We start from the raw sequence: 17,728 nt of genomic DNA, 5'->3' as shown, positions 1-17,728 counted from the left end.
TCATCTACCGTTCATGCTGGAGCGTCAACGATCACGATGACCGCCTCGCTGGCGGCAAGCAAATTGGCGCCCTGTACGAAGGCGTCACCGATGCGCGTGGTCACCGTCGATAGCAGCACCATGCCCGCGCGCGATTGCACGGTGGCAGCTTCGGCACCCATGTTTAGCGCGATGAACAGACATTGATTGCCGGAGCGCCGCTCATAGGTCAGCACGTCGCCGTCGGCAACGACATTCTCTATCGTGCCCCGCACGAGCGCGGCGCTGCTGCGGCGCAGGCTCAGCAAACGCCGATACAGCGACAACATGCTCGACATGTCGCCGTCCTGTTCGCGCACGCTCGTCGCGGTCGCAATCGGCAACCACGGCCTGCCGTCCGTGAAGCCCGCATTCGGCAGCGAGCCATCCCATTGCATAGGCGTGCGCTCGGGATCGCGTCCCTGGCAAATGCCCGGTTGCCGGAGCTCCGCCGGGTCCTGAATCTGATCGGATGCGATATAGCCGTCCGTCATGCCGATTTCATCGCCGTAGTAAAGCGTCGGCGTGCCTCGTAGTGTCAACAGCAGCACAGCGGCCACACGTGCCTGTGCCGCGCCGACGCGCGATGCAATGCGAGGATAGTCGTGGTTTCCCAGCACCCAGTTCGGCCACGCGAATTCGGGCAACGCAACGTCGTAATCGCGGATCATGCGGGCGATGTTCTCCGCATTCCATCTCGCGCTGAGCAACTGAAAATTGAACGGCATATGCGCTCCTTCGCCGTTCACGCCGTAATACTTCACCAGTTGCGCAACCGTCAGATAGATTTCGCCGATCAGCACGTGCTCGCCGTATTCGTCCAGCGTGGCTCGCATCGAGCGGACGAGTTCATGTACTTCCGGCTGATCCTCGGTGTAAGTTTGCAACAGTCGATGATGGTCCGGCTCGCCGGGCAAATAGCCGGGATTGGGCGGATTGTCGCGAAACTGCGCGTCCTTGATCAACAGCCACAGCACGTCCACGCGGAAGCCGTCCACGCCGAGATCGAGCCAGAAACGCAGCACCTGGTCCATCGCGCGGCGCACTTGCGGGTTCCGCCAGTTCAGGTCAGGCTGCTCGCGCAGAAACGCGTGATAGTAGTACTGCCCCGTCACCTCGTCCCACTCCCACGCCGAGCCGCCCATGCGGCTCAACCAGTTGTTCGGCGGTCCGCCATCGGGCGCGGGATCGCGCCACAGATACCAGTCCCGTTTCGGATTGTCTCGCGACGAGCGGCTTTGCTCGAACCACGGATGCCGGTTCGACGAATGATTCGGCACGAAATCGAGCAGCACCTTGAGCCCGAGCCGATGCGCGTGGCCCATCAATTGCTTGAACCCGTCCAGAGTGCCGAACATCGGATCGATGTTGCAGTAGTCCGCGACGTCATAGCCAAAGTCGGCCATCGGCGACGGGTAGATTGGGGAGATCCACACCGCATCGACGCCTAGCGCCGCGACGTATTCAAGGCGCGCGCTGATGCCGGACAGATCGCCGATGCCATCGCCGTTACTGTCCTGAAACGAGCGCGGATAGATCTGATAGATCACACCGCGTTGCCACCACGCCAGCTCCGACATTGCAATTCCTCTTCACGATCGATTGTTTAGGCGCCCCCGCGCGGAACCTATGCTTAATGACCTCTGGTACAAGAACACGATCATTTACTGCCTTTCGGTAGGCACCTTCATGGACGCGAATGGCGACGGCGTCGGCGACTTCGAGGGCCTGATGCGCAGGCTCGATTACCTGCAAGGGCTCGGCATGACGACGATCTGGCTGATGCCCTTCCACCCGTCGCCAGGACGCGATAACGGTTACGACGTTTGCGACTATTACAACGTCGATCCGAAGTACGGCACGCTCGGCGATTTCGCCGAGTTCACGCATGCGTGCGCCCAGCGGGGCTTGCGGGTGATCATCGATCTCGTCGTCAATCACACGTCCGACCAGCATCCGTGGTTCCTGGAAGCACGCAGCGATCCCGCGTCGAAATATCGCGACTGGTATGTCTGGTCGGACGACAAACCGCCCGATGCGCAACGCGGCGTGGCGTTTCCGGGCGTGCAGAAGTCGACCTGGAGTTTCGACAAGCGGGCAAAACGCTGGTACTTCCATCGCTTCTACGATTTTCAACCGGACCTGAATACCTCCAATCCGCATGTGCAGGCGGAGCTGCTGAAGATCATGGGCTTCTGGATTCAGCTCGGCGTGTCGGGATTCCGCATGGACGCGGTGCCCTTCGTCATCGCGACGAAGGGCCCGAAGGTGCGCCGCCCCGTCGAGCAATACGACATGTTGCGAACGTTTCGCGAGTTTCTGCAGTGGCGCGAGGGCGACGCGATCATTCTGGCCGAAGCCAACGTGCTGCCCAAATCGGATCTCCAGTACTTCGGCGACGAGGGCGAGCGCATGCCGATGATGTTCAACTTCCGCGTCAATCAGAACACGTTCTACACGCTCGCGACGGGCAACACGAAGCCGTTGAAGGATGCGCTCCTTGCGACGAAACCACGGCCGCCGACTGCGCAATGGGGGGTGTTTCTGCGCAATCACGACGAGCTCGATCTGGGCCGGCTGACGCCCGCTCAGCGCGCGGCAGTGTTCGCCGCGTTCGCCCCGGACCCGGATATGCAGCTGTATGGGCGCGGCATCCGCCGCAGACTTGCGCCGATGCTGTCGGGCGACAGACGCCGTCTTGAACTCGCCTACAGCCTGATGCTGAGTTTGCCGGGCACGCCCGTGTTCCGGTACGGCGATGAAATCGGCATGGGCGACGATCTGCGCCGGCCCGAACGCCAATGCGCGCGCACGCCGATGCAATGGTCGGGCGAGCCGCAAGGCGGCTTCACCAGCCATTCGAACCCGCCTGTGCCGGCGATCTCCGGCGGGGCTTATGGGTTCGAGCGGGTCAACGTGGCAAAGCAGCGGCGCGATCCCGATTCGTTTCTCAACTGGACCGAGCGGATGATTCGCATGCGCCGGGAAGTGCCGGAAGTCAGCTGGGGGGACTTCGAAGTGCTGCCCACCTCGCGAAACGATGTGCTCGCGCTCGGTTATCACTGGCGCAACAACTCCGTGCTGTTTCTGCATAACTTCCGCGCCGAGGCGTGCACCGTCGAATTCCGCCTCAGCTCCAACGAACCCGGGCGGGATTCGCTGATCAATCTACTGTCCGACGACCACAGCGGCGCTGACGATGACGGCCGTCACACGGTGATGCTCGAGCCGTTCGGATACCGATGGTATCGGGTGGGCGGCCTCGACTATCTGCTCAAGCGGACCGAGGTCTAGCGACGACGAGCCACGGTTAAACTGATACGATCGCATGCTCCTGGTCGTTCGCGGACTCACGCGACTTGCCGACTCACGTGAATGCTCAGCCTGCTCGACTCATCGGATACGCAATCGGAAAAGGGATGTCATGGCAAAGGATCAAATAGTCTGGGGAATTTTGGGCGCCGCAAAGATCAACGACAAGGTGGTCGTGCCCATGCACAACGCGCCGAAGTGCCGGGTGAAAGGCATCGCGTCGCGCTCTCTGGAGAAGGCGCGGGAAGCCGCGGCCAAATATGGTCTGGCTGTTGCATACGACGGCTATGAGGCGCTGCTCGCGGACCCGGAAATCGACGCGGTCTATATTCCATTGCCCAATCATCTCCACGTGGAATGGACGATCAAAGCGGTCGAGGCGGGCAAGCACGTGCTGTGTGAGAAGCCGATCAGCCTGGACGCGCAACAGGTCGAACGGCTGATCGCCGCGCGCGACAAGAGCGGCCGATACATCCAGGAAGCCTTCATGGTTCGCACGCATCCGCAATGGTTGAAGGTGCGGACCCTGATCGACAAAGGCGCGATCGGCGAATTGCGGGCAGTGACTGGCGGTTTCACCTATCACAACACGAACGAAGACAATATCCGCAACAAGCGCGAGCTAGGCGGCGGCGGTCTGCTCGATATTGGTTGCTATCCGATCACGACGTCGCGCTTCACGATCGGGCGTGAGCCACGGCGCGTAGTAGCGCTGGTGGAACAGGATCCTGCCTTCAAGGTAGACCGGCTCGGCTCCGTGCTGATGGACTTCGATGGCGTGCAGGCGAGTTTCTTTTACTCGACTCAGACCTATCCGTACCAGCGGATGCAATTTCACGGCACCAAGGGGAGAATCGAAGTCGAAATTCCGTTCAATGCGCCACACGATCGACCGACGCGTCTGCTAATCAGTGAGCACAATAGCGACGGTGTCGCGACTGATCGCTGGCTGGAAGTTCCGGTGTGCGATCAATACGGCGTAGCCGCCACCACGTTCGCGGAGGCGATCCTGAGTGGAGGCCCGCAAGCTATTGCGCTGGAAGATGCGCGCGCAAATATGCGGGTGATCGATGCCGTGTTCCGCTCGGCTCAGTCAGGCGCGTGGGAAAAAATCGCACAAGGTTGAAGTGCAATGCTGGGGCCACTTGCGCGGGTCAACGCGCGGGAAGTGCCCCGGCTGTCTGATCTCTACTTGGCTGGCGCAGTCACATCGCAATCGCCGCCATGGGTGCCGCTGCCAGTGTTTTTCAGCGTCAGCACGAGTCTGCTGCCCCGGTTTGCCGTCATGATCTGACCGTAGCTAACGGTCGGAATGAACTGGATATCCGGCGCGACCGCCACGGGCGGATTTCTCGCCCCGCCGACGGTCAGGTCGAGCTCCACGGTGATCGAGTCGATTGCGGCGCCGAGATCCTGCTTCCGGCCGGCCTGATCTTTGCGGAAATTGCACAGGCCCTGGAGAACCTGCTCGAGGGCAGTCGGGATATCGACGGGCTTGCCCGGTGCGATCGGAGGCGTGTTGCAGCCAACGATCATGAACGGCAAAGTGCAAAGCGCTACATATCGCCAGGCTCGCATCGGCTCCCCCGCTCGATGTGGTGGATGTGGTGTCTGCCTTCCCATACTGTCGCTGGTTCAGTGCCCAGCCGGCGCACGCGAACGCAAACGCTCAATACTTGATATTCCTGGCCGCCTGACGGCCGCCCTGCTTGGTTTGCCGCTTGTCCTGCCGGCATTGCGAATTGCTCTTCTGGTCCGCGGCTCTGCACTCCTGCTTCGTATGGCGGGCGCCCTGGCGTGTCTCCTGTCGAACGTCACGTCCGGCGCGACGTTGCTGAGCCTGTTCGGTTGCCCAGCAGCTTCCAGCGCAAGCCATCGCGAACACAGCCATGACCGCGGCCGCGAACTGCCGGCTCCATGAAAACATGGCGACCTCCCTGACAGGTTGCATGTGAGTATTCCGGCTTTGTACAAGGGTGCCACGCGTGGGAGTCGCGTCAATCGGACCAAGGACCTAGGGCCGTCGCGATGGCTTTGTCAGGCGGGCGAAGCTCAAACGGGTGTGTAGATCGAGAGTTTCAGCGACGGGTCGTCGTTCGCCTGAAACGTAGCGTATTGGTAACGTTGGATACCACGCTGAGGATGAGCGAGTACTTTCTCGCCGGACGCGCCGCCACGGATGTCATGCGCGATCCACCAGCTAGCGAACTCCGCACTCGACGAACGCAGGCGCTCCACTAGCTGTACGAACGATGGATCGGTGGCGAAGAGATCATGCGTTGCGCGAAAGAGCGCGATCATGCGGCGCGCTTCGTCTTCCCACGCGGGTCCGAATAGCCGCCGCGCGTCCGGTTCGATGAACATGAAAACGAGGATATTGCGGTCCGCCTCGCTCAGCCGATCGAAGCCGAGTAGATCGGCGGCCGCCCGGTTCCACGCCAGGATGTCCCACCGGCTGCCGGTCACGTATGCCGGCAGGCCGAGGTCTGAAACGATGCGCGCGATTGCCGGCGGCACTTTCTCGGCAGCAAACGTCCGCTGATCGTTGCTGCGCGCGAGCGCCCGTAGATGCGCGGCTTCTGCTTTGCCAAGCCGCAGGGCGCGAGCAAGCGCGTCGAGGGTGGCATCGGAGGGGCTGACCGTTCGCCCCTGCTCCAGCCGCACATACCAGTCCACACCGATGCCGGCCAGTTCGGCAACTTCTTCCCGCCGCAGACCCGGCGTACGACGGCGCCGGCCGCTCCCGAGCCGCCCCGATGCCGGGCTCAGCTTCTCCCGGCGCGACCGCAGAAAATCGCCAAACTCACTCCGTCTCGATGCCGGCACGTTCGTCCTCGCAAGGAGGTATCGATGAATCCTGGGATAGTACCAGGCCTTGTTGCCTATTCTAGGTTCGCCAGAATGACCTCGTCAGACCACCCTTGACGGAGAACGACGATGAAAGCTGCAATCCTGAATTCGCTTGAGCGACCGCTCGCGATTACGCAAATGCCGGATCCGGAAATCGGCACGGGCGAGGTGATCGTGGATGTCGCCGCCGCGCCGGTGCTGTCATACGCGAATGAAGTGTTCAATGGGCAGCGCCGCTATCCGCTCGAGCTGCCGATCGTGCCCGGTTGCGGCGCGATCGGTCGTGTAAGAGCGAGCGGTCCCGATGCGACTCACCTGAAGGTGGGCGACTGGGTGTTCTGCGATCCGACCGTGCGCTCGCGCGACGACGCGTTGATGCCCGATATAGCGCTGCAGGGCTGGAGTTCGCGTGGAGACGGGGGCTTGCGACTACAACGGTACTTTCACGACGGCCCGTTCGCCGAACAGGTGCGTGTGCCGACCGAGAACGCGGTTCGTATCGGCGACATCGATCCTGGCGAGGCGGCGCGCTGGTGTGCGCTCAACGTGATGCTCGTGCCTTATGGCGGGCTGCTTGCGGCCGCGCTGCGGGCTGGCGAAACTCTGCTCGTCAGCGGGGCTACCGGCAACTTCGGCAGCGCCTGCGTGGCTGTCGCCCTCGCGATGGGAGCGCGCTGCGTGGTCGCGCCGGGACGCAATGCGGAAGCACTCGACGATCTGAAACAGCGCTTCGGCGCGCGCGTGCGCCCGGTCAGACTTTCAGGCGATGAACAGGCGGATCGCGAACGGATGCAACAGGCGGCTCCTTGTCCGATCGATTGTGTCATCGATCTACTGCCGCCCTCGGCGCCCGTCACGGCCGTGCGCGCCGCGATGATGGCCGTGCGGCCGTACGGCCGCGTCATTTTGATGGGTGGCGTGGGCATGCTGGGCGATGCTGGGCTCGATCTGCCATATCCGTGGCTCATGCGCAACGACATCACCGTGCGCGGCAAATGGATGTATCCGACGGAAGCCGTGACGCTGATGACGGGCCTGATTCGCTCGGGGCTGCTCGATCTCCGCCATTTCGACGTCAAGACATTCCCGCTCGATCGCGCCAATGAAGCGGTGTCCCACGCGGCCGCAAACGGCGGTCCATTCAGAATGACCGTGATCCAGCCGTAGCCAGCGATTCAGCGAACGCTCACTCGTCCGCCAAAAAATTCGGATGACTCGTGCGAATCTGATCGATCTGACTCAGCGTCCCCGACAGATGCTTGCGTAGCGCTGCCTGCGCGGCCTCGACATCGCCTTTGTCGATCGCATCGACGATCTCCGTATGATCGCGCACGACCGCCATCGTCTTGCCCTCCGCCGGCAGATTCAGGCGCCGCAGCCGGTCGATATGCCCGCTCAGCCTGCGCACCAGGTCCCACAGCTGCGGCACGCCCGCCGCCTCGTACATCTGCCGATGAAACGCCTGATCGAGCAGCGAGAACTCCTCGTAGTTCTTCAGGTCGAGCAATTCCGTTTGCCGGGCGATCGTGACGCGCAGTTCCGCGATCAGCGTGGCGTTGCGCTGCTCCGCGAGCGTGCGCACCACTTCGAGTTCGATCGAGCGGCGCAGGAAATGCGCCTGCAGCGCGGAGGTCACTTTGATCTGACTAACGACCGTCGCGTGCTGCGGATAGATATCGACGAGTCCTTCCTCGCCGAGCTTCATCAGCGCGTCGCGCACCGGCGTCTGGCTGAGCCCGTAGCGGTTCGCGAGCTCGGTGCGCGACAGCACCGTGCCCGGCGTCAATTCGAGAGAAAGGATCATTTCGCGCAGTCGTTCGAAGACTTGCGGCGCAGCGTGGCGGGAGCGGTCGAGCCGGGTGACCGTCGACGAGTGAGCGTGGTTTTTCATGGTTGAAATTGAAGCTTGGAAGCAGGCGGACCGACGCGGCGGTCCGCTGAGGCACTAGTACTATAGCTGACGCTCGCCGCTTCCAGCGGGCTTGCAAGCGGAATTCGCCACGCAGTACGCATGAGAGTTTACCCCACTAACGCACTAATATATTAGTGCTTTACTATCCGTCCCGTTAAACTCCACTTGTGCCGATTGACATCATGACTCGCGACATCACCATCACCCAGGTGCGCATCACCCCGATCGCCTTCCGCGACGGCCCGCTGCTCAACGCCGCCGGAATCCACGAACCCTGGGCGCTGCGCGCCATCGTCGAACTGGAGACGAGCGACGGCCGCGTCGGCATCTCCGAGACCTATGGCGACGAACCGATGCTGCGTGTGCTGGAACAGGCGAAGTCGCTGGTGATCGGGCTGTCGCCGTTCGACCTCAATCGCATGGAAGAACGCGTGCGGGGCACGATCAAGGCAACCCCGGGCGCGGTCGAATTCGAACTCGCGCCCGGCTCGCACGCGGCGAAGAACGCGCCGAAAGTCATCAGCACGCTCGAAGTCGCGATGCTCGACCTGCAAGGGCAAATCGTCGGCGCGCCGATCGTCGATCTGCTTGGCGGCAAGGTGCGCGACGCCGTGCCGTACAGCGCCTATCTGTTCTTCAAGTACGCGGAGCACATCGACAAGCCCTATGCGCCCGATGCCTGGGGCGAAGGCCTGAGCCCCGAGCAGATCGTCGCGCAGGCGCGTCGGATGATCGAGCTGTATGGTTTCCAGAGCATCAAGCTGAAGGGCGGCGTGTTCGAGCCGGCACACGAAATCGCGTGCATGCGCGCGCTGCATCAGGCGTTCCCCGGCGTGCCGCTGCGCCTCGACCCGAACGCGAACTGGACGCTCGAAACGAGCATCGCCGCCGCCCCTGAACTCGACGAACTGCTCGAGTACTACGAAGACCCGTGCCCGAGTCTCGAAGGCATGGCCGAACTGGCGAAGCACACGCGCCTGCCGCTCGCGACCAACATGGTCATCACGACGATGGAAGATTTCCGCCGCGGCGCCGAGATGGGTTCGGTCAAGGTCCTGCTGTCGGATCACCATTACTGGGGCGGCCTGCGCGCGACCCAGACGCTCGCGCGCATGTGCAAGCTGTGGGATCTCGGCATGTCGATGCACTCGAACTCGCACCTCGGCATCAGCCTGATGGCGATGACGCACGTCGCGGCCAGCATCTCCAACCTGACCTATGCGTGCGACACGCACTACCCGTGGCAGGAGGAAGAAGTCATCAAGGGCGGCCGTGTCACGTTCGACAACGGCTCGGTGCGTGTGCCCACCACGCCGGGCCTCGGCGTCGAGCTCGACCGCGAGCGGCTCGCCGAACTGCATGCGCAGTATCTGTCGTGCGGCGTGCGCAATCGCGATGACCTCTCGCAGATGCGCAAGTACGAACCGGGCTTCACCGGCAAGAATCCGCGCTTTTAATTCTCGCTTCCAAATCCGCGCCTACGAGGCCCGCGACGCGCAATGCGCGTCGCCATCGAAGGAGACAACCCCATGAGTAGCCCGATTGCCGACACGGCGCGGCCCGAGCGCGCCGGCGCGCTGGCGAGCGCGGTGCACAAGATCAAGTGGCGCGTGCTGCCGCTGTTCGTCGTGATGTTCATCGTCAACTACATCGACCGCGTGAACATCGGCTTCGTGCGCCAGCATCTGAGCGCCGATCTGGGCATCGGCGCGGCGGCCTACGGGCTCGGCGCGGGGCTCTTCTTCATCAGCTACGCGATCTTCGAAGTGCCGTCGAACATCCTGCTGCAGCGCTACGGCGCGAAGCTGTGGCTCGCGCGCATCATGCTCACGTGGGGGCTGGCCGCGGCCGGCATGGCATTCGTGCGCGGCGAGACGTCGTTCTACGCGATGCGGCTGCTGCTCGGCGCGGCCGAAGCGGGCTTCTTTCCCGGCGTCATCTACTACTTCACGCAATGGCTGCCGAGCAACGAGCGCGGCAAGGCGATGGCGATCTTCCTGAGCGGCTCGGCGCTCGCGTCGGTGCTGTCCGGGCCGATCTCCGGCGGGCTGATGCTGATCGAAGGCGCGGGGCTGCGTGGCTGGCAGTGGATGTTCATCATCGAAGGCATGTTCTCGGTCGTGCTCGCGAGCTTCATCCTGCTGTGGCTCGACTCGAAGCCGCGCGACGCCGCCTGGCTCGCCCGCGCCGAGCAGGACGCGGTGCTGGATGCGATCGACGAAGAGCAACGCCAGCGCGCCGCCGCGCACCCGGTCAAACCGTCGCTCGGAACCCTGCTGCGCGATCCGCAAATCCTGATCTTTTGCCTGATCTACTTCGCGGTATCGCTGACCATCTACGGCGCGACCTTCTGGCTGCCCAGCATCATCCACAAGATGGGCCATTTCAACGACTTCCAGGTCGGCCTGTTCAACTCGATTCCGTGGCTGATCTCGATCGCGGCGATGTATCTGTTCGCGATGCTCGCGGCGCGCTTCAAGTTCCAGCAGGCGTGGGTCGCGTGTGTGCTGCTGATCGCCGCGCTCGGCATGTATGCGGCCGGCCAGGGCGGCCCGGTGTTCTCGTTCGTCGCGATCTGCTTTGCTGCGATCGGCTTCAAGGCCGCCTCGTCGCTGTTCTGGGTGATCCCGCAGGGCTATCTCGACGCGCGGATTTCCGCCGCGGTGCTGGCGCTGATCAACTCGATCGGCAATCTCGGCGGCTTCGTGGCGCCGGCGACCTTCGGCTTCCTCGAACAGAAAACCGGCTCGATCGAGGGCGGCCTCACTGGACTCGCGGTGATGTCGGTGATTGCCGCCGGGGTCGTGTTCTTCTCGCGCATGAGCCCGCGCGAAGGATTACCGGCCTCAGCGCATTGACCGTATCGAACAACCATATAGACACATTTTCGGAAACCTTCAGGAGACTCGATGAAAACACTAGAAGCTACGACGGCTGCCGCACGGACGGCCGTCGGACGATATCGATGGACCATCTGCGCGATGATTTTCGCGGCGACGACGATCAACTACATGGATCGTCAGATGCTCGGGCTGCTCGCGCCGCTGCTGCAAAAGGATATCGGTTGGAACCAGGTGCAGTACGCACAGACCGTGATGGTGTTTACGGTCGCCTATGCGGTGGGTCTCGCGATCTTCGGCCGCATCGCCGATCGCGTCAGCACGAAGAAGGTCTACGGCAGCGCGATGGCGCTGTGGAGTCTCGCGGCGATGCTGCACGCGGTGGCATCGACCGTGCCTGGTTTCGCGGCCGTACGCGGTCTGCTCGGCTTCGGCGAAGCGGCCAATTTCCCGGTTGCGATCCGCACTACCGCCACGTGGTTTCCGAAGAAGGAACGCGCGCTTGCGACGGGCTTCTGGAACATGGGCGCGACGATCGGCGGCATCGTGGCGCCGGCCTTCGTGCCGATCGCCGCGGTGATGTGGGGCTGGCGCGCGACGTTCATCGCGGGCGGCGCGACCGGGTTCGTCTGGCTGGCGGTGTGGTGGCTGGTTTATCGGCAGCCTTCGGAGCATCCGTCGGTGTCGAAGGAAGAACTCGCCTACATCAATGCGGACCGCGAAGAAGTCGTCGAGCAGAAAGTCAGCTGGTTGTCGGTGCTCAAGTACCGCGAAACGTGGGCGTTCGTCTTCGGCAAGCTGCTGACCGATCCGGTGTGGTGGTTCTATCTGTTCTGGCTGCCCAAGTGGCTCAATGAGTCGCGCCATATCGATATCGCCCACATGGGCCTGCCGCTGATCGCAATCTATACGATGTCGTCGGTCGGCAGCGTGGCAGGTGGCTGGCTGTCGTCGCATCTGATGGCGCGCACCAACCGGCCGAATTTCGCACGCAAGCTCACGATGCTCATCTGTGCATTGTGCGTGGTGCCGATCGCAACGTTGTCGGCATTCCAGAGCCTGTGGTGGGCGGTGCTCGCCGTTGGTCTCGCGGCGGCGGCGCACCAGGGCTGGTCGGCCAATCTCGTCACGACGGTCGGCGACGTGTTTCCGAAGCGGGTGGTCGGCACGGTGGTCGGTATCGGCGGCGTGGCGGGGATGGTCGGTTCGTTCTTCTTCTCCGGCGTGATCGGCGAGACCTTGCAGCGCACTGGGAATTATTGGGCGCTGTTTACGGTCGGCGCATCGGCGTATCTGGTTGCACTGGGCATCATTCATCTGTTGATGCCGCGGATGACGGCGGTGAAGTTGCGCGATTGATGTAGCGTTTGTCGGTGACACAACCGGAGGGCGGGGGACGCATGATTGGCGTCACCCGCCCTTTTTTTGTCACGACTGGGATGCAGCGGAGTTGACCCAGTGAGTGATTAGCACCCAGGCTTACTGATTGATTGGCCTTGTCAGTTCACCAAATCGGTTCCTGGTAATTCTCGTCATGCAGTCCCAAAACTCGACGAATCGCAACGACGCCTGTCCAACCTCATACACTTCCGCATAAGATTCGTTGTCGCGATAGAGCTTCCGGCTCTCCTGCCCTCTCCTCTGCGGAAATAGGGAAGTGCCTCGGGTTCGCTATTTGCTCGAAGTTCGTTGTCGCAGTCAGCCATGATCCGCTCGATCGCAGATACCTTCTTTTCGAGCGTCCGTGACATGCGTTCGAAATCGTGCTGAGCGCAAGCCGAAACGTCCATCGAACCCCGCAGCTGATCACCCCAGCCGGAAAACGGTGACCGTGATAGAGCGATTTCGATTTCTTCATCACGCCACCTTATCCGACCGGCCTCGCAACCTGACAAAGCCCCCAATATCTAGTCGGCGATGCGTAAGCGGCAAGCGACACAATGAACTACAAGTTCCAGTACTCTCGGCGTACCTGTTGGGGGAAACAAGAGTACGTTCGATTCGGTCACGCGATCTCGTGCACCTCCAACGCGGTCGGCGTTAAATGATGTGCCGGATGGCGCATTCGGCTGTGTCAGCGGCGGTTGAAGCGTCTTACGACGCAATAAAAGATCCACGGATGGATCTTGAGCATGGTCATAGTGATGGAAAGCTTCAGATGCCGATCGGCAAACAGGCCAAGCAGGTGCTTCACGCGCAGCTTCTCCGATACGCTTTGCAGAATAGGGCTGGCGAGGCGGTAGGTCGGCGCGGTGATCGCGGTCTGAAACGCGATCGCGCGGAATGCCCAGCTGTATTTGAGCCGGAAGAAGAGGCGCTTGTAGTCGGTAATCGGGAGGGACGCGGTATTTTTTTCCACGCGGTCCATGATGGCAAAAAGGTCGACGACCTGCGGGTTGAAGCGTCTCGAAATTCCTGATTCACGGATCATGTATGAATAGAGGTTGTCCGGAATGAGGCGTACCACTTTCGAGTTGGCGAGCGTTTGCACCGAAACGCAAACGTCTTCGAAGATGAGACCGCACGGATGGTCGGCTGCGACGAAGATGGAGCGGCGCACAAGCTTGTTCCAGCAAAAGGCTTGCAGCTTGAGTTCGAGAATTTTCTGGACGGCTTCCACGCCAGTGATAATGCCGTCGCCGGAATCGATCCGAGCGTTGACGGCGCCATCGGGACTGATGCGCTCGGCGGCGAAAATGACGACATCGGCGTCGTACTGGTCGGCTTCGCGCAGCACGGTGCAAATGAGATCGCGATGGACGTGGTCGTCGCTGTCAACGCAGAGCACATAGTCGCCCCGCGCTTCCGATGCTGCGATTTTTCGCGTTTCAGCGAGCCCTTTGTTGTCGATGTTTCTGATCAACTTCCACGGAATGCGATCCTGTTGCGCGAGAACCCGGGCAGCGATTTCACCGGAGCGATCGGGGCTGCAGTCGTCGACGGCGACGATTTCGAAATCGGTGCAGGATTGTGACAGCAGTGAGTCGAGACAGTCCTCGATATAGTCCTCGACCTTGTAGATAGGCAGCAGAACGCTGATTCTCGGTGCGGACATTGACAATGCTCCTGGAGGTAAACGAGGCGTGAACTACCCTTCTTATCGCAAAATCCTGCTTCGCGAAGAAATCAACTATCACAAATCATGTTGTGGGAGCAAATCGGGCCGACCTGAAGTGCCGGCAGTCTGGGTCTACCAAGATCGCCAGCAACTGAAATAATCAGACAATTAATTGGGTAAAACGGAACTTGCCGTCGCGGCGCAATCACAGGACAAAGTCGACCAGCATGCGGCCGGGAACGAAGGTACTAGAATGCATCGCTGTACCAATATATGGTAGGAATCGGCGCAAATTGGTGAGATATTGGCGTATTCCACCACTGCGGCAGTGGATCAAGCGAGTATGTCAAATAGGAATTTTTTAATGAAATCGTTTTTGCGATGATGAGACGAATATGCCAACAGATATCAATTAATCCGGTGTGTGAGCGGTGTGTCGTCAAATTAGCTGGATAACCCGCGCCCCAATGCTATTCGCATGAGTTTGCGAACGCCTTCATCGCGGCCGACCCTCTCTTCGGCGTTACTGATCAACCTCTGCATCACATCCGCGGGGTAGATCTCGTCGAAAAGCTGATCGGAGCCAGTACTGGCAAACACGTGATGCAGGAATGACCCCTCTGGTGGACAGACCCTTTTGAACACGCCAAGCTTAACCACAAGATTATTCCAAAGTTTAAGCGTATATGCATTAGTGCAAAGCGCAGCGCACTCTTCGAAATAGTGGGGCAAAAATACCTTATAATAGGAATCGGCATGCACCGGATAAAACACTTTTTCAGGCAAGCCGGCCTTTGCACCGTAGACTTCCGTCAAAATATTGGAGCCAGTAGCACGCCATTTTATATGCGTGTTTTCCATCGCTTCTACCCGCTGAATTAGCTCACCCAACCGTGGGTTCCTCGGGTCGAGGCGCAGGAGTGCGGTGCAAAGCAGATCTGGCTTTCCCCGGCCGACCAAGTCGCCCGCAATGTTCAGGTCAAATCGTCTCAGGAGAAGAATATCTGTGTCCGCCCAGATTTCATCCGTTTTGGTAAACATTATCAACCGGAAATAATCTGTGAAATGCGCCATTGAAGGAACGCCATTACCGGGAAAAGCGCTCAGCGAGTCGGCAGAAAGGATCGACCGGGCGTCCTTTTCGATCACGCCTCTTGGCAAGTTGCTGATGGGTTTGTAACTATATACAGCGATTTCGCTGCCATTAGCAGTGAACGTATTCAAACAAGCGATTTCATAAGGAGATAACTCCGGACCATTCCAGAACGTTGCAAATTTTGCATCGCTCATAATTTACCCTCCTCGATTTGCTTCGTTGAGAGCATCGCTGCGTTGCTGCATACCATTGGAGACTCGAGGTAGCGTGGCCGTACGCGAGGAGGTGGTTGCAACGGACTACGCGATACGAGAGTTTATACAGAACTAAATGCGATCCATAGAGCATGTCTCTTTTCGCCCGACTAATGTCGCCAATGGTTGGGTGTGGCTAATTAATCATTTAATCGAAGATCTCCTCCATCGCCAGGACGATCTCGACGTTCACCACACTGCCGACGGCTTTGAACTCATTCTGAGGCGCCCATTATCATTCTCAACGGCTCGAGCGCCTTTCCGGAGCCGGATGTATTGGCCACGTTGTGCGCTTGATATGATGAAGCCACGGGAGATACTCTTTCAGCAACCTCATAAAACTGACGATATCTTTCCGTCGCACCGGATTGCTGCCCTTTACCGCATGAATGAACAACATTGGATTGCCCAGTCGACCGCTCGCATATGATTTGCCTACATCTCTTGTTTTGCCACGAATGACCTTTATCGGAGTGTCCAGCATCCCGTATTGCGCGAGCGTCTGATTCAATTCAAAAATTGGGCTCGTCCTTGAATCGTCTCCCATGCCGCTCCCAGCCGAACCGACCGGGCGTGTATGGAACACGGAAAAACGATCAATAATGCCAACCTTTCCAAAAGAAGCGACCCACTTGGGCCACAAGAAATCGAGGCCCCAGCCTGATTTGTTCATCCCGAAGCTGTGTTTTATCGCATGCAAAGCATTCGAAGATAAACATGGCATCATCAACTCCACGAAATTTGTTTCGCGAAATTCAAACTCCCTGTTTTGTAACGTCGTTTGGTGACCGAAATAGCTTCTCTCGTCGAGAGACGGTTGCGCGAGTGCGAAATTCTCTCGTTCTACATACTCGAAGAAGTCGTTCAGGGTTTGAACATCCGTCAGGATGTCGTCGTCCGGGAGCCAGATGTAACGATATTGCAGAATCAATTCGGCATTTTGCAACATGAAGTCGTTAAGACCTTCCCATTTTGATCCTTTGAATCGATGTATGGCTTTGGCAAAGATGTCTGCATAATCTTCGTTCTTCCCGTAGTAACTCAGCACCAAATCAAAGTTTGGCGCCTGTCCGCCGCTGAACCATTGCGGATGCAAGGAACTGTCTCCACACCTCAGAACGACCAGGTACTTGTTCATCTTTCAATTTCCCTATGCGTAGAAGCAGATTGCGCGGCACGTAAAGACAGTCACTGGCGAAGAATTGCATTTGACTGACACCAACCGCGCGAAATCACGAAACGACATACTCCGCCCGGCGACGCGCACCCTTGCTCATTTCCATAGCGTGCGCACTCGCCGATAGATCGCGCGACTGACACGCTTCGATGCTTGAAGCGTCCCCTGGGTGGCCTGCGGCGGGTGGTCTTCGAGCCAGCGCAACCGCGCTTCGATATCGCGTTCACGGTCCGCGTAGAGTGAAATCGGGAAGGGATGGCCAAGCCTCCCGTCGTAGAGCGCGCGAGCGGCATCGACGATGTCGCGGTTCTCCTCGCGCTGGGTAAAGTACGCGATGTGCACGAACGGCACGCTGCGCGCACAGACGATTCTCAGCCGGTGCCGCGAGCAGTACATATGCATCATGTGCTCGTCGTCCTGCCCACCGTCGTCGATCTTGTCCCATAACCCCTTGCGAAAAAGAATGCAGCCGATCGAATAGCGCGATTCTGAGGGCACTTCGCAAGGTTCGAGGTCCCGAGTCGCAGCGATGAAAGCATCAGGCTGCAGCGTGGTCCGTTCATGTAGCCAGCGCGCGATGTGCGGATAGCCCCATATCGTGCCATTGGTGCCGATCTCGATCTGCTCCGCAGGGATGATTCGCATCGGACAGCGACCGTCCCCGGCGGCACCGACGAAATGCGGACGCGCCTGGTTCGTGAAGTATTCGCGTTCCAGGTTCATCGCACGCATCACTTCAGGGAAGCCCCAGTTGTTGTTGTTGATGAGGGGAGTGACGTAGGCAAGCTCGTTCCCGCTTTCCTTTTCCGCCGCGTCGTACGTGGCGAGCATCTTGTCGAGCCACCCGCCGGCGATCGGAAACGCGTCGTCGTCCACCTTGCAGATCAGGTCGATTTCGGCGAACGCCGGCTGCGAGAGTAGTTTTTTGATCGTGCGATAGGGTGGACCAGGCGGAATGTCGTCGACGACCCGAACGACGCCCGGAAAAAGCCTTGCGTAGCGCCGCGCGACGGCGAGCGTGCGTTCCGCGTCATAGCCGCCCCTGCAGTTCTGAAGCAGGATGAACTCTACGCCTGTTGGCCGGTACGCCATGTGACTGGCGAGGGTTAGTTCGAGCGCTGCGTAGTCGCGACAGAGCAGGACCAGAATAGCGACTCGCCTCGACGCCGCGTTAGAACGGGATGCAGTCATGCTTCTCCTTCGTAGGACGA

Annotated in this window: 15 protein-coding genes and 1 pseudogene; 6 read left to right on the top strand and 10 right to left on the bottom strand. The window is 60.1% G+C overall.

All coding sequences use genetic code 11. The features are described 5' to 3' along the window. Positions 1 to 11: 11 nt before the first annotated feature. Positions 12 to 1,598 carry an alpha-amylase family glycosyl hydrolase gene (locus AB3X95_RS28890; RefSeq protein WP_368623213.1) on the bottom strand — a complete coding sequence of 529 codons (1,587 nt, stop codon included), beginning with the start codon at positions 1,596 to 1,598 and terminating at the stop codon, positions 12 to 14. A 49-nt stretch (positions 1,599 to 1,647) separates the two neighbouring features. Here AB3X95_RS28890 and AB3X95_RS28885 point away from each other — a divergent pair, with 49 nt between their 5' ends. Together AB3X95_RS28885 and AB3X95_RS28880 are read left to right on the top strand one after the other, a co-directional pair. Beyond that, positions 1,648 to 3,312, top strand: a complete 1,665-nt coding sequence (locus AB3X95_RS28885; RefSeq protein ID WP_176123608.1) for an alpha-amylase family protein — start codon at positions 1,648 to 1,650, stop codon at positions 3,310 to 3,312. 34 nt (positions 3,313 to 3,346) lie between these two features. Continuing rightward, positions 3,347 to 4,456 carry a Gfo/Idh/MocA family protein gene (locus AB3X95_RS28880; RefSeq protein WP_368623212.1) on the top strand — a complete coding sequence of 370 codons (1,110 nt, stop codon included), beginning with the start codon at positions 3,347 to 3,349 and terminating at the stop codon, positions 4,454 to 4,456. Between the two features lie 62 nt (positions 4,457 to 4,518). On the opposite strand, the gene AB3X95_RS28875 is transcribed toward AB3X95_RS28880, so the two are convergent. From AB3X95_RS28875 to AB3X95_RS28865, 3 genes are all read right to left on the bottom strand, one after another. Further along, positions 4,519 to 4,866: a hypothetical protein gene (locus AB3X95_RS28875; RefSeq protein WP_368623211.1), complete on the bottom strand. Its 348-nt coding sequence runs from the start codon at positions 4,864 to 4,866 to the stop codon at positions 4,519 to 4,521. 133 nt (positions 4,867 to 4,999) lie between these two features. Next, positions 5,000 to 5,257, bottom strand: coding sequence for a hypothetical protein (locus AB3X95_RS28870; RefSeq protein ID WP_368623210.1), 258 nt, complete (start codon positions 5,255 to 5,257; stop codon positions 5,000 to 5,002). 125 nt (positions 5,258 to 5,382) lie between these two features. Further along, entirely contained in the window at positions 5,383 to 6,156 is a 774-nt protein-coding gene (locus AB3X95_RS28865; RefSeq protein WP_368623209.1) for a helix-turn-helix transcriptional regulator, read from the bottom strand. Positions 6,157 to 6,267: 111 nt separating this feature from the next. Here AB3X95_RS28865 and AB3X95_RS28860 point away from each other — a divergent pair, with 111 nt between their 5' ends. After that, positions 6,268 to 7,347, top strand: coding sequence for a zinc-binding alcohol dehydrogenase family protein (locus tag AB3X95_RS28860; RefSeq protein ID WP_176123613.1), 1,080 nt, complete (start codon positions 6,268 to 6,270; stop codon positions 7,345 to 7,347). 19 nt (positions 7,348 to 7,366) lie between these two features. Here AB3X95_RS28860 and AB3X95_RS28855 read toward each other — a convergent pair whose 3' ends face one another. Beyond that, entirely contained in the window at positions 7,367 to 8,071 is a 705-nt protein-coding gene (locus AB3X95_RS28855; RefSeq protein ID WP_176123614.1) for a GntR family transcriptional regulator, read from the bottom strand. A 203-nt stretch (positions 8,072 to 8,274) separates the two neighbouring features. On the opposite strand from AB3X95_RS28855, the gene AB3X95_RS28850 reads away from it, so the two are divergent. From AB3X95_RS28850 to AB3X95_RS28840, 3 genes are all read left to right on the top strand, one after another. Further along, positions 8,275 to 9,549 (top strand): glucarate dehydratase family protein, encoded by a 1,275-nt coding sequence (locus tag AB3X95_RS28850; protein WP_368623208.1) that lies wholly within the window; start codon positions 8,275 to 8,277, stop codon positions 9,547 to 9,549. A gap of 72 nt (positions 9,550 to 9,621) precedes the next feature. Beyond that, positions 9,622 to 10,950 (top strand): MFS transporter, encoded by a 1,329-nt coding sequence (locus AB3X95_RS28845; RefSeq protein WP_368623207.1) that lies wholly within the window; start codon positions 9,622 to 9,624, stop codon positions 10,948 to 10,950. A 51-nt stretch (positions 10,951 to 11,001) separates the two neighbouring features. After that, a complete protein-coding gene (locus AB3X95_RS28840) occupies positions 11,002 to 12,291 on the top strand; it encodes an MFS transporter (protein ID WP_176123617.1) in 1,290 nt (429 codons plus the stop codon). Between the two features lie 406 nt (positions 12,292 to 12,697). Here the strand turns inward: AB3X95_RS28840 and AB3X95_RS28835 are convergent. The 5 genes and pseudogenes from AB3X95_RS28835 to AB3X95_RS28815 form a co-directional block, all read right to left on the bottom strand. Beyond that, positions 12,698 to 12,790 (bottom strand): annotated as a pseudogene (locus AB3X95_RS28835) (IS6 family transposase); the annotation flags it as partial. Positions 12,791 to 13,006: 216 nt separating this feature from the next. Then, positions 13,007 to 13,987, bottom strand: coding sequence for a glycosyltransferase family 2 protein (locus tag AB3X95_RS28830; protein WP_176123618.1), 981 nt, complete (start codon positions 13,985 to 13,987; stop codon positions 13,007 to 13,009). Positions 13,988 to 14,434: 447 nt separating this feature from the next. Beyond that, the gene (locus tag AB3X95_RS28825) at positions 14,435 to 15,280 is read right to left on the bottom strand and encodes a hypothetical protein (protein ID WP_368623206.1); all 846 of its coding nucleotides are present in this window, start codon (positions 15,278 to 15,280) and stop codon (positions 14,435 to 14,437) included. A gap of 301 nt (positions 15,281 to 15,581) precedes the next feature. Beyond that, complete coding sequence (locus AB3X95_RS28820; RefSeq protein WP_176123620.1) at positions 15,582 to 16,478, bottom strand: DUF707 domain-containing protein; 897 nt, start codon at positions 16,476 to 16,478, stop codon at positions 15,582 to 15,584. A 135-nt stretch (positions 16,479 to 16,613) separates the two neighbouring features. Beyond that, on the bottom strand, positions 16,614 to 17,708 hold the full coding sequence (locus tag AB3X95_RS28815) for a hypothetical protein (RefSeq protein ID WP_368623205.1): 1,095 nt from the start codon (positions 17,706 to 17,708) through the stop codon (positions 16,614 to 16,616). Positions 17,709 to 17,728: the final 20 nt, after the last annotated feature.

Source organism: Paraburkholderia sp. BR13444, from assembly GCF_040948755.1.
Classification (GTDB): domain Bacteria; phylum Pseudomonadota; class Gammaproteobacteria; order Burkholderiales; family Burkholderiaceae; genus Paraburkholderia; species Paraburkholderia youngii.
The sequence above is the reverse complement of the archived record's forward strand: the minus strand, read 5'-3'. Positions and strand labels throughout refer to the sequence as shown.

Bases quoted from the DNA above. Each gene is read 5' to 3' on its own strand.
- AB3X95_RS28840 (WP_176123617.1), top strand. From the start codon at position 11,002: ATGAAAACACTAGAAGCTACGACGGCTGCCGCACGGACGGCCGTCGGA.
- AB3X95_RS28855 (WP_176123614.1), bottom strand. From the start codon at position 8,071: ATGAAAAACCACGCTCACTCGTCGACGGTCACCCGGCTCGACCGCTCC.
- AB3X95_RS28830 (WP_176123618.1), bottom strand. From the start codon at position 13,987: ATGTCCGCACCGAGAATCAGCGTTCTGCTGCCTATCTACAAGGTCGAG.
- AB3X95_RS28890 (WP_368623213.1), bottom strand. From the start codon at position 1,598: ATGTCGGAGCTGGCGTGGTGGCAACGCGGTGTGATCTATCAGATCTAT.
- AB3X95_RS28875 (WP_368623211.1), bottom strand. From the start codon at position 4,866: ATGATCGTTGGCTGCAACACGCCTCCGATCGCACCGGGCAAGCCCGTC.
- AB3X95_RS28885 (WP_176123608.1), top strand. From the start codon at position 1,648: ATGCTTAATGACCTCTGGTACAAGAACACGATCATTTACTGCCTTTCG.
- AB3X95_RS28825 (WP_368623206.1), bottom strand. From the start codon at position 15,280: ATGAGCGATGCAAAATTTGCAACGTTCTGGAATGGTCCGGAGTTATCT.
- AB3X95_RS28845 (WP_368623207.1), top strand. From the start codon at position 9,622: ATGAGTAGCCCGATTGCCGACACGGCGCGGCCCGAGCGCGCCGGCGCG.
- AB3X95_RS28860 (WP_176123613.1), top strand. From the start codon at position 6,268: ATGAAAGCTGCAATCCTGAATTCGCTTGAGCGACCGCTCGCGATTACG.
- AB3X95_RS28880 (WP_368623212.1), top strand. From the start codon at position 3,347: ATGCTCCTGGTCGTTCGCGGACTCACGCGACTTGCCGACTCACGTGAA.
- AB3X95_RS28815 (WP_368623205.1), bottom strand. From the start codon at position 17,708: ATGACTGCATCCCGTTCTAACGCGGCGTCGAGGCGAGTCGCTATTCTG.
- AB3X95_RS28850 (WP_368623208.1), top strand. From the start codon at position 8,275: ATGACTCGCGACATCACCATCACCCAGGTGCGCATCACCCCGATCGCC.
- AB3X95_RS28820 (WP_176123620.1), bottom strand. From the start codon at position 16,478: ATGAACAAGTACCTGGTCGTTCTGAGGTGTGGAGACAGTTCCTTGCAT.
- AB3X95_RS28870 (WP_368623210.1), bottom strand. From the start codon at position 5,257: ATGTTTTCATGGAGCCGGCAGTTCGCGGCCGCGGTCATGGCTGTGTTC.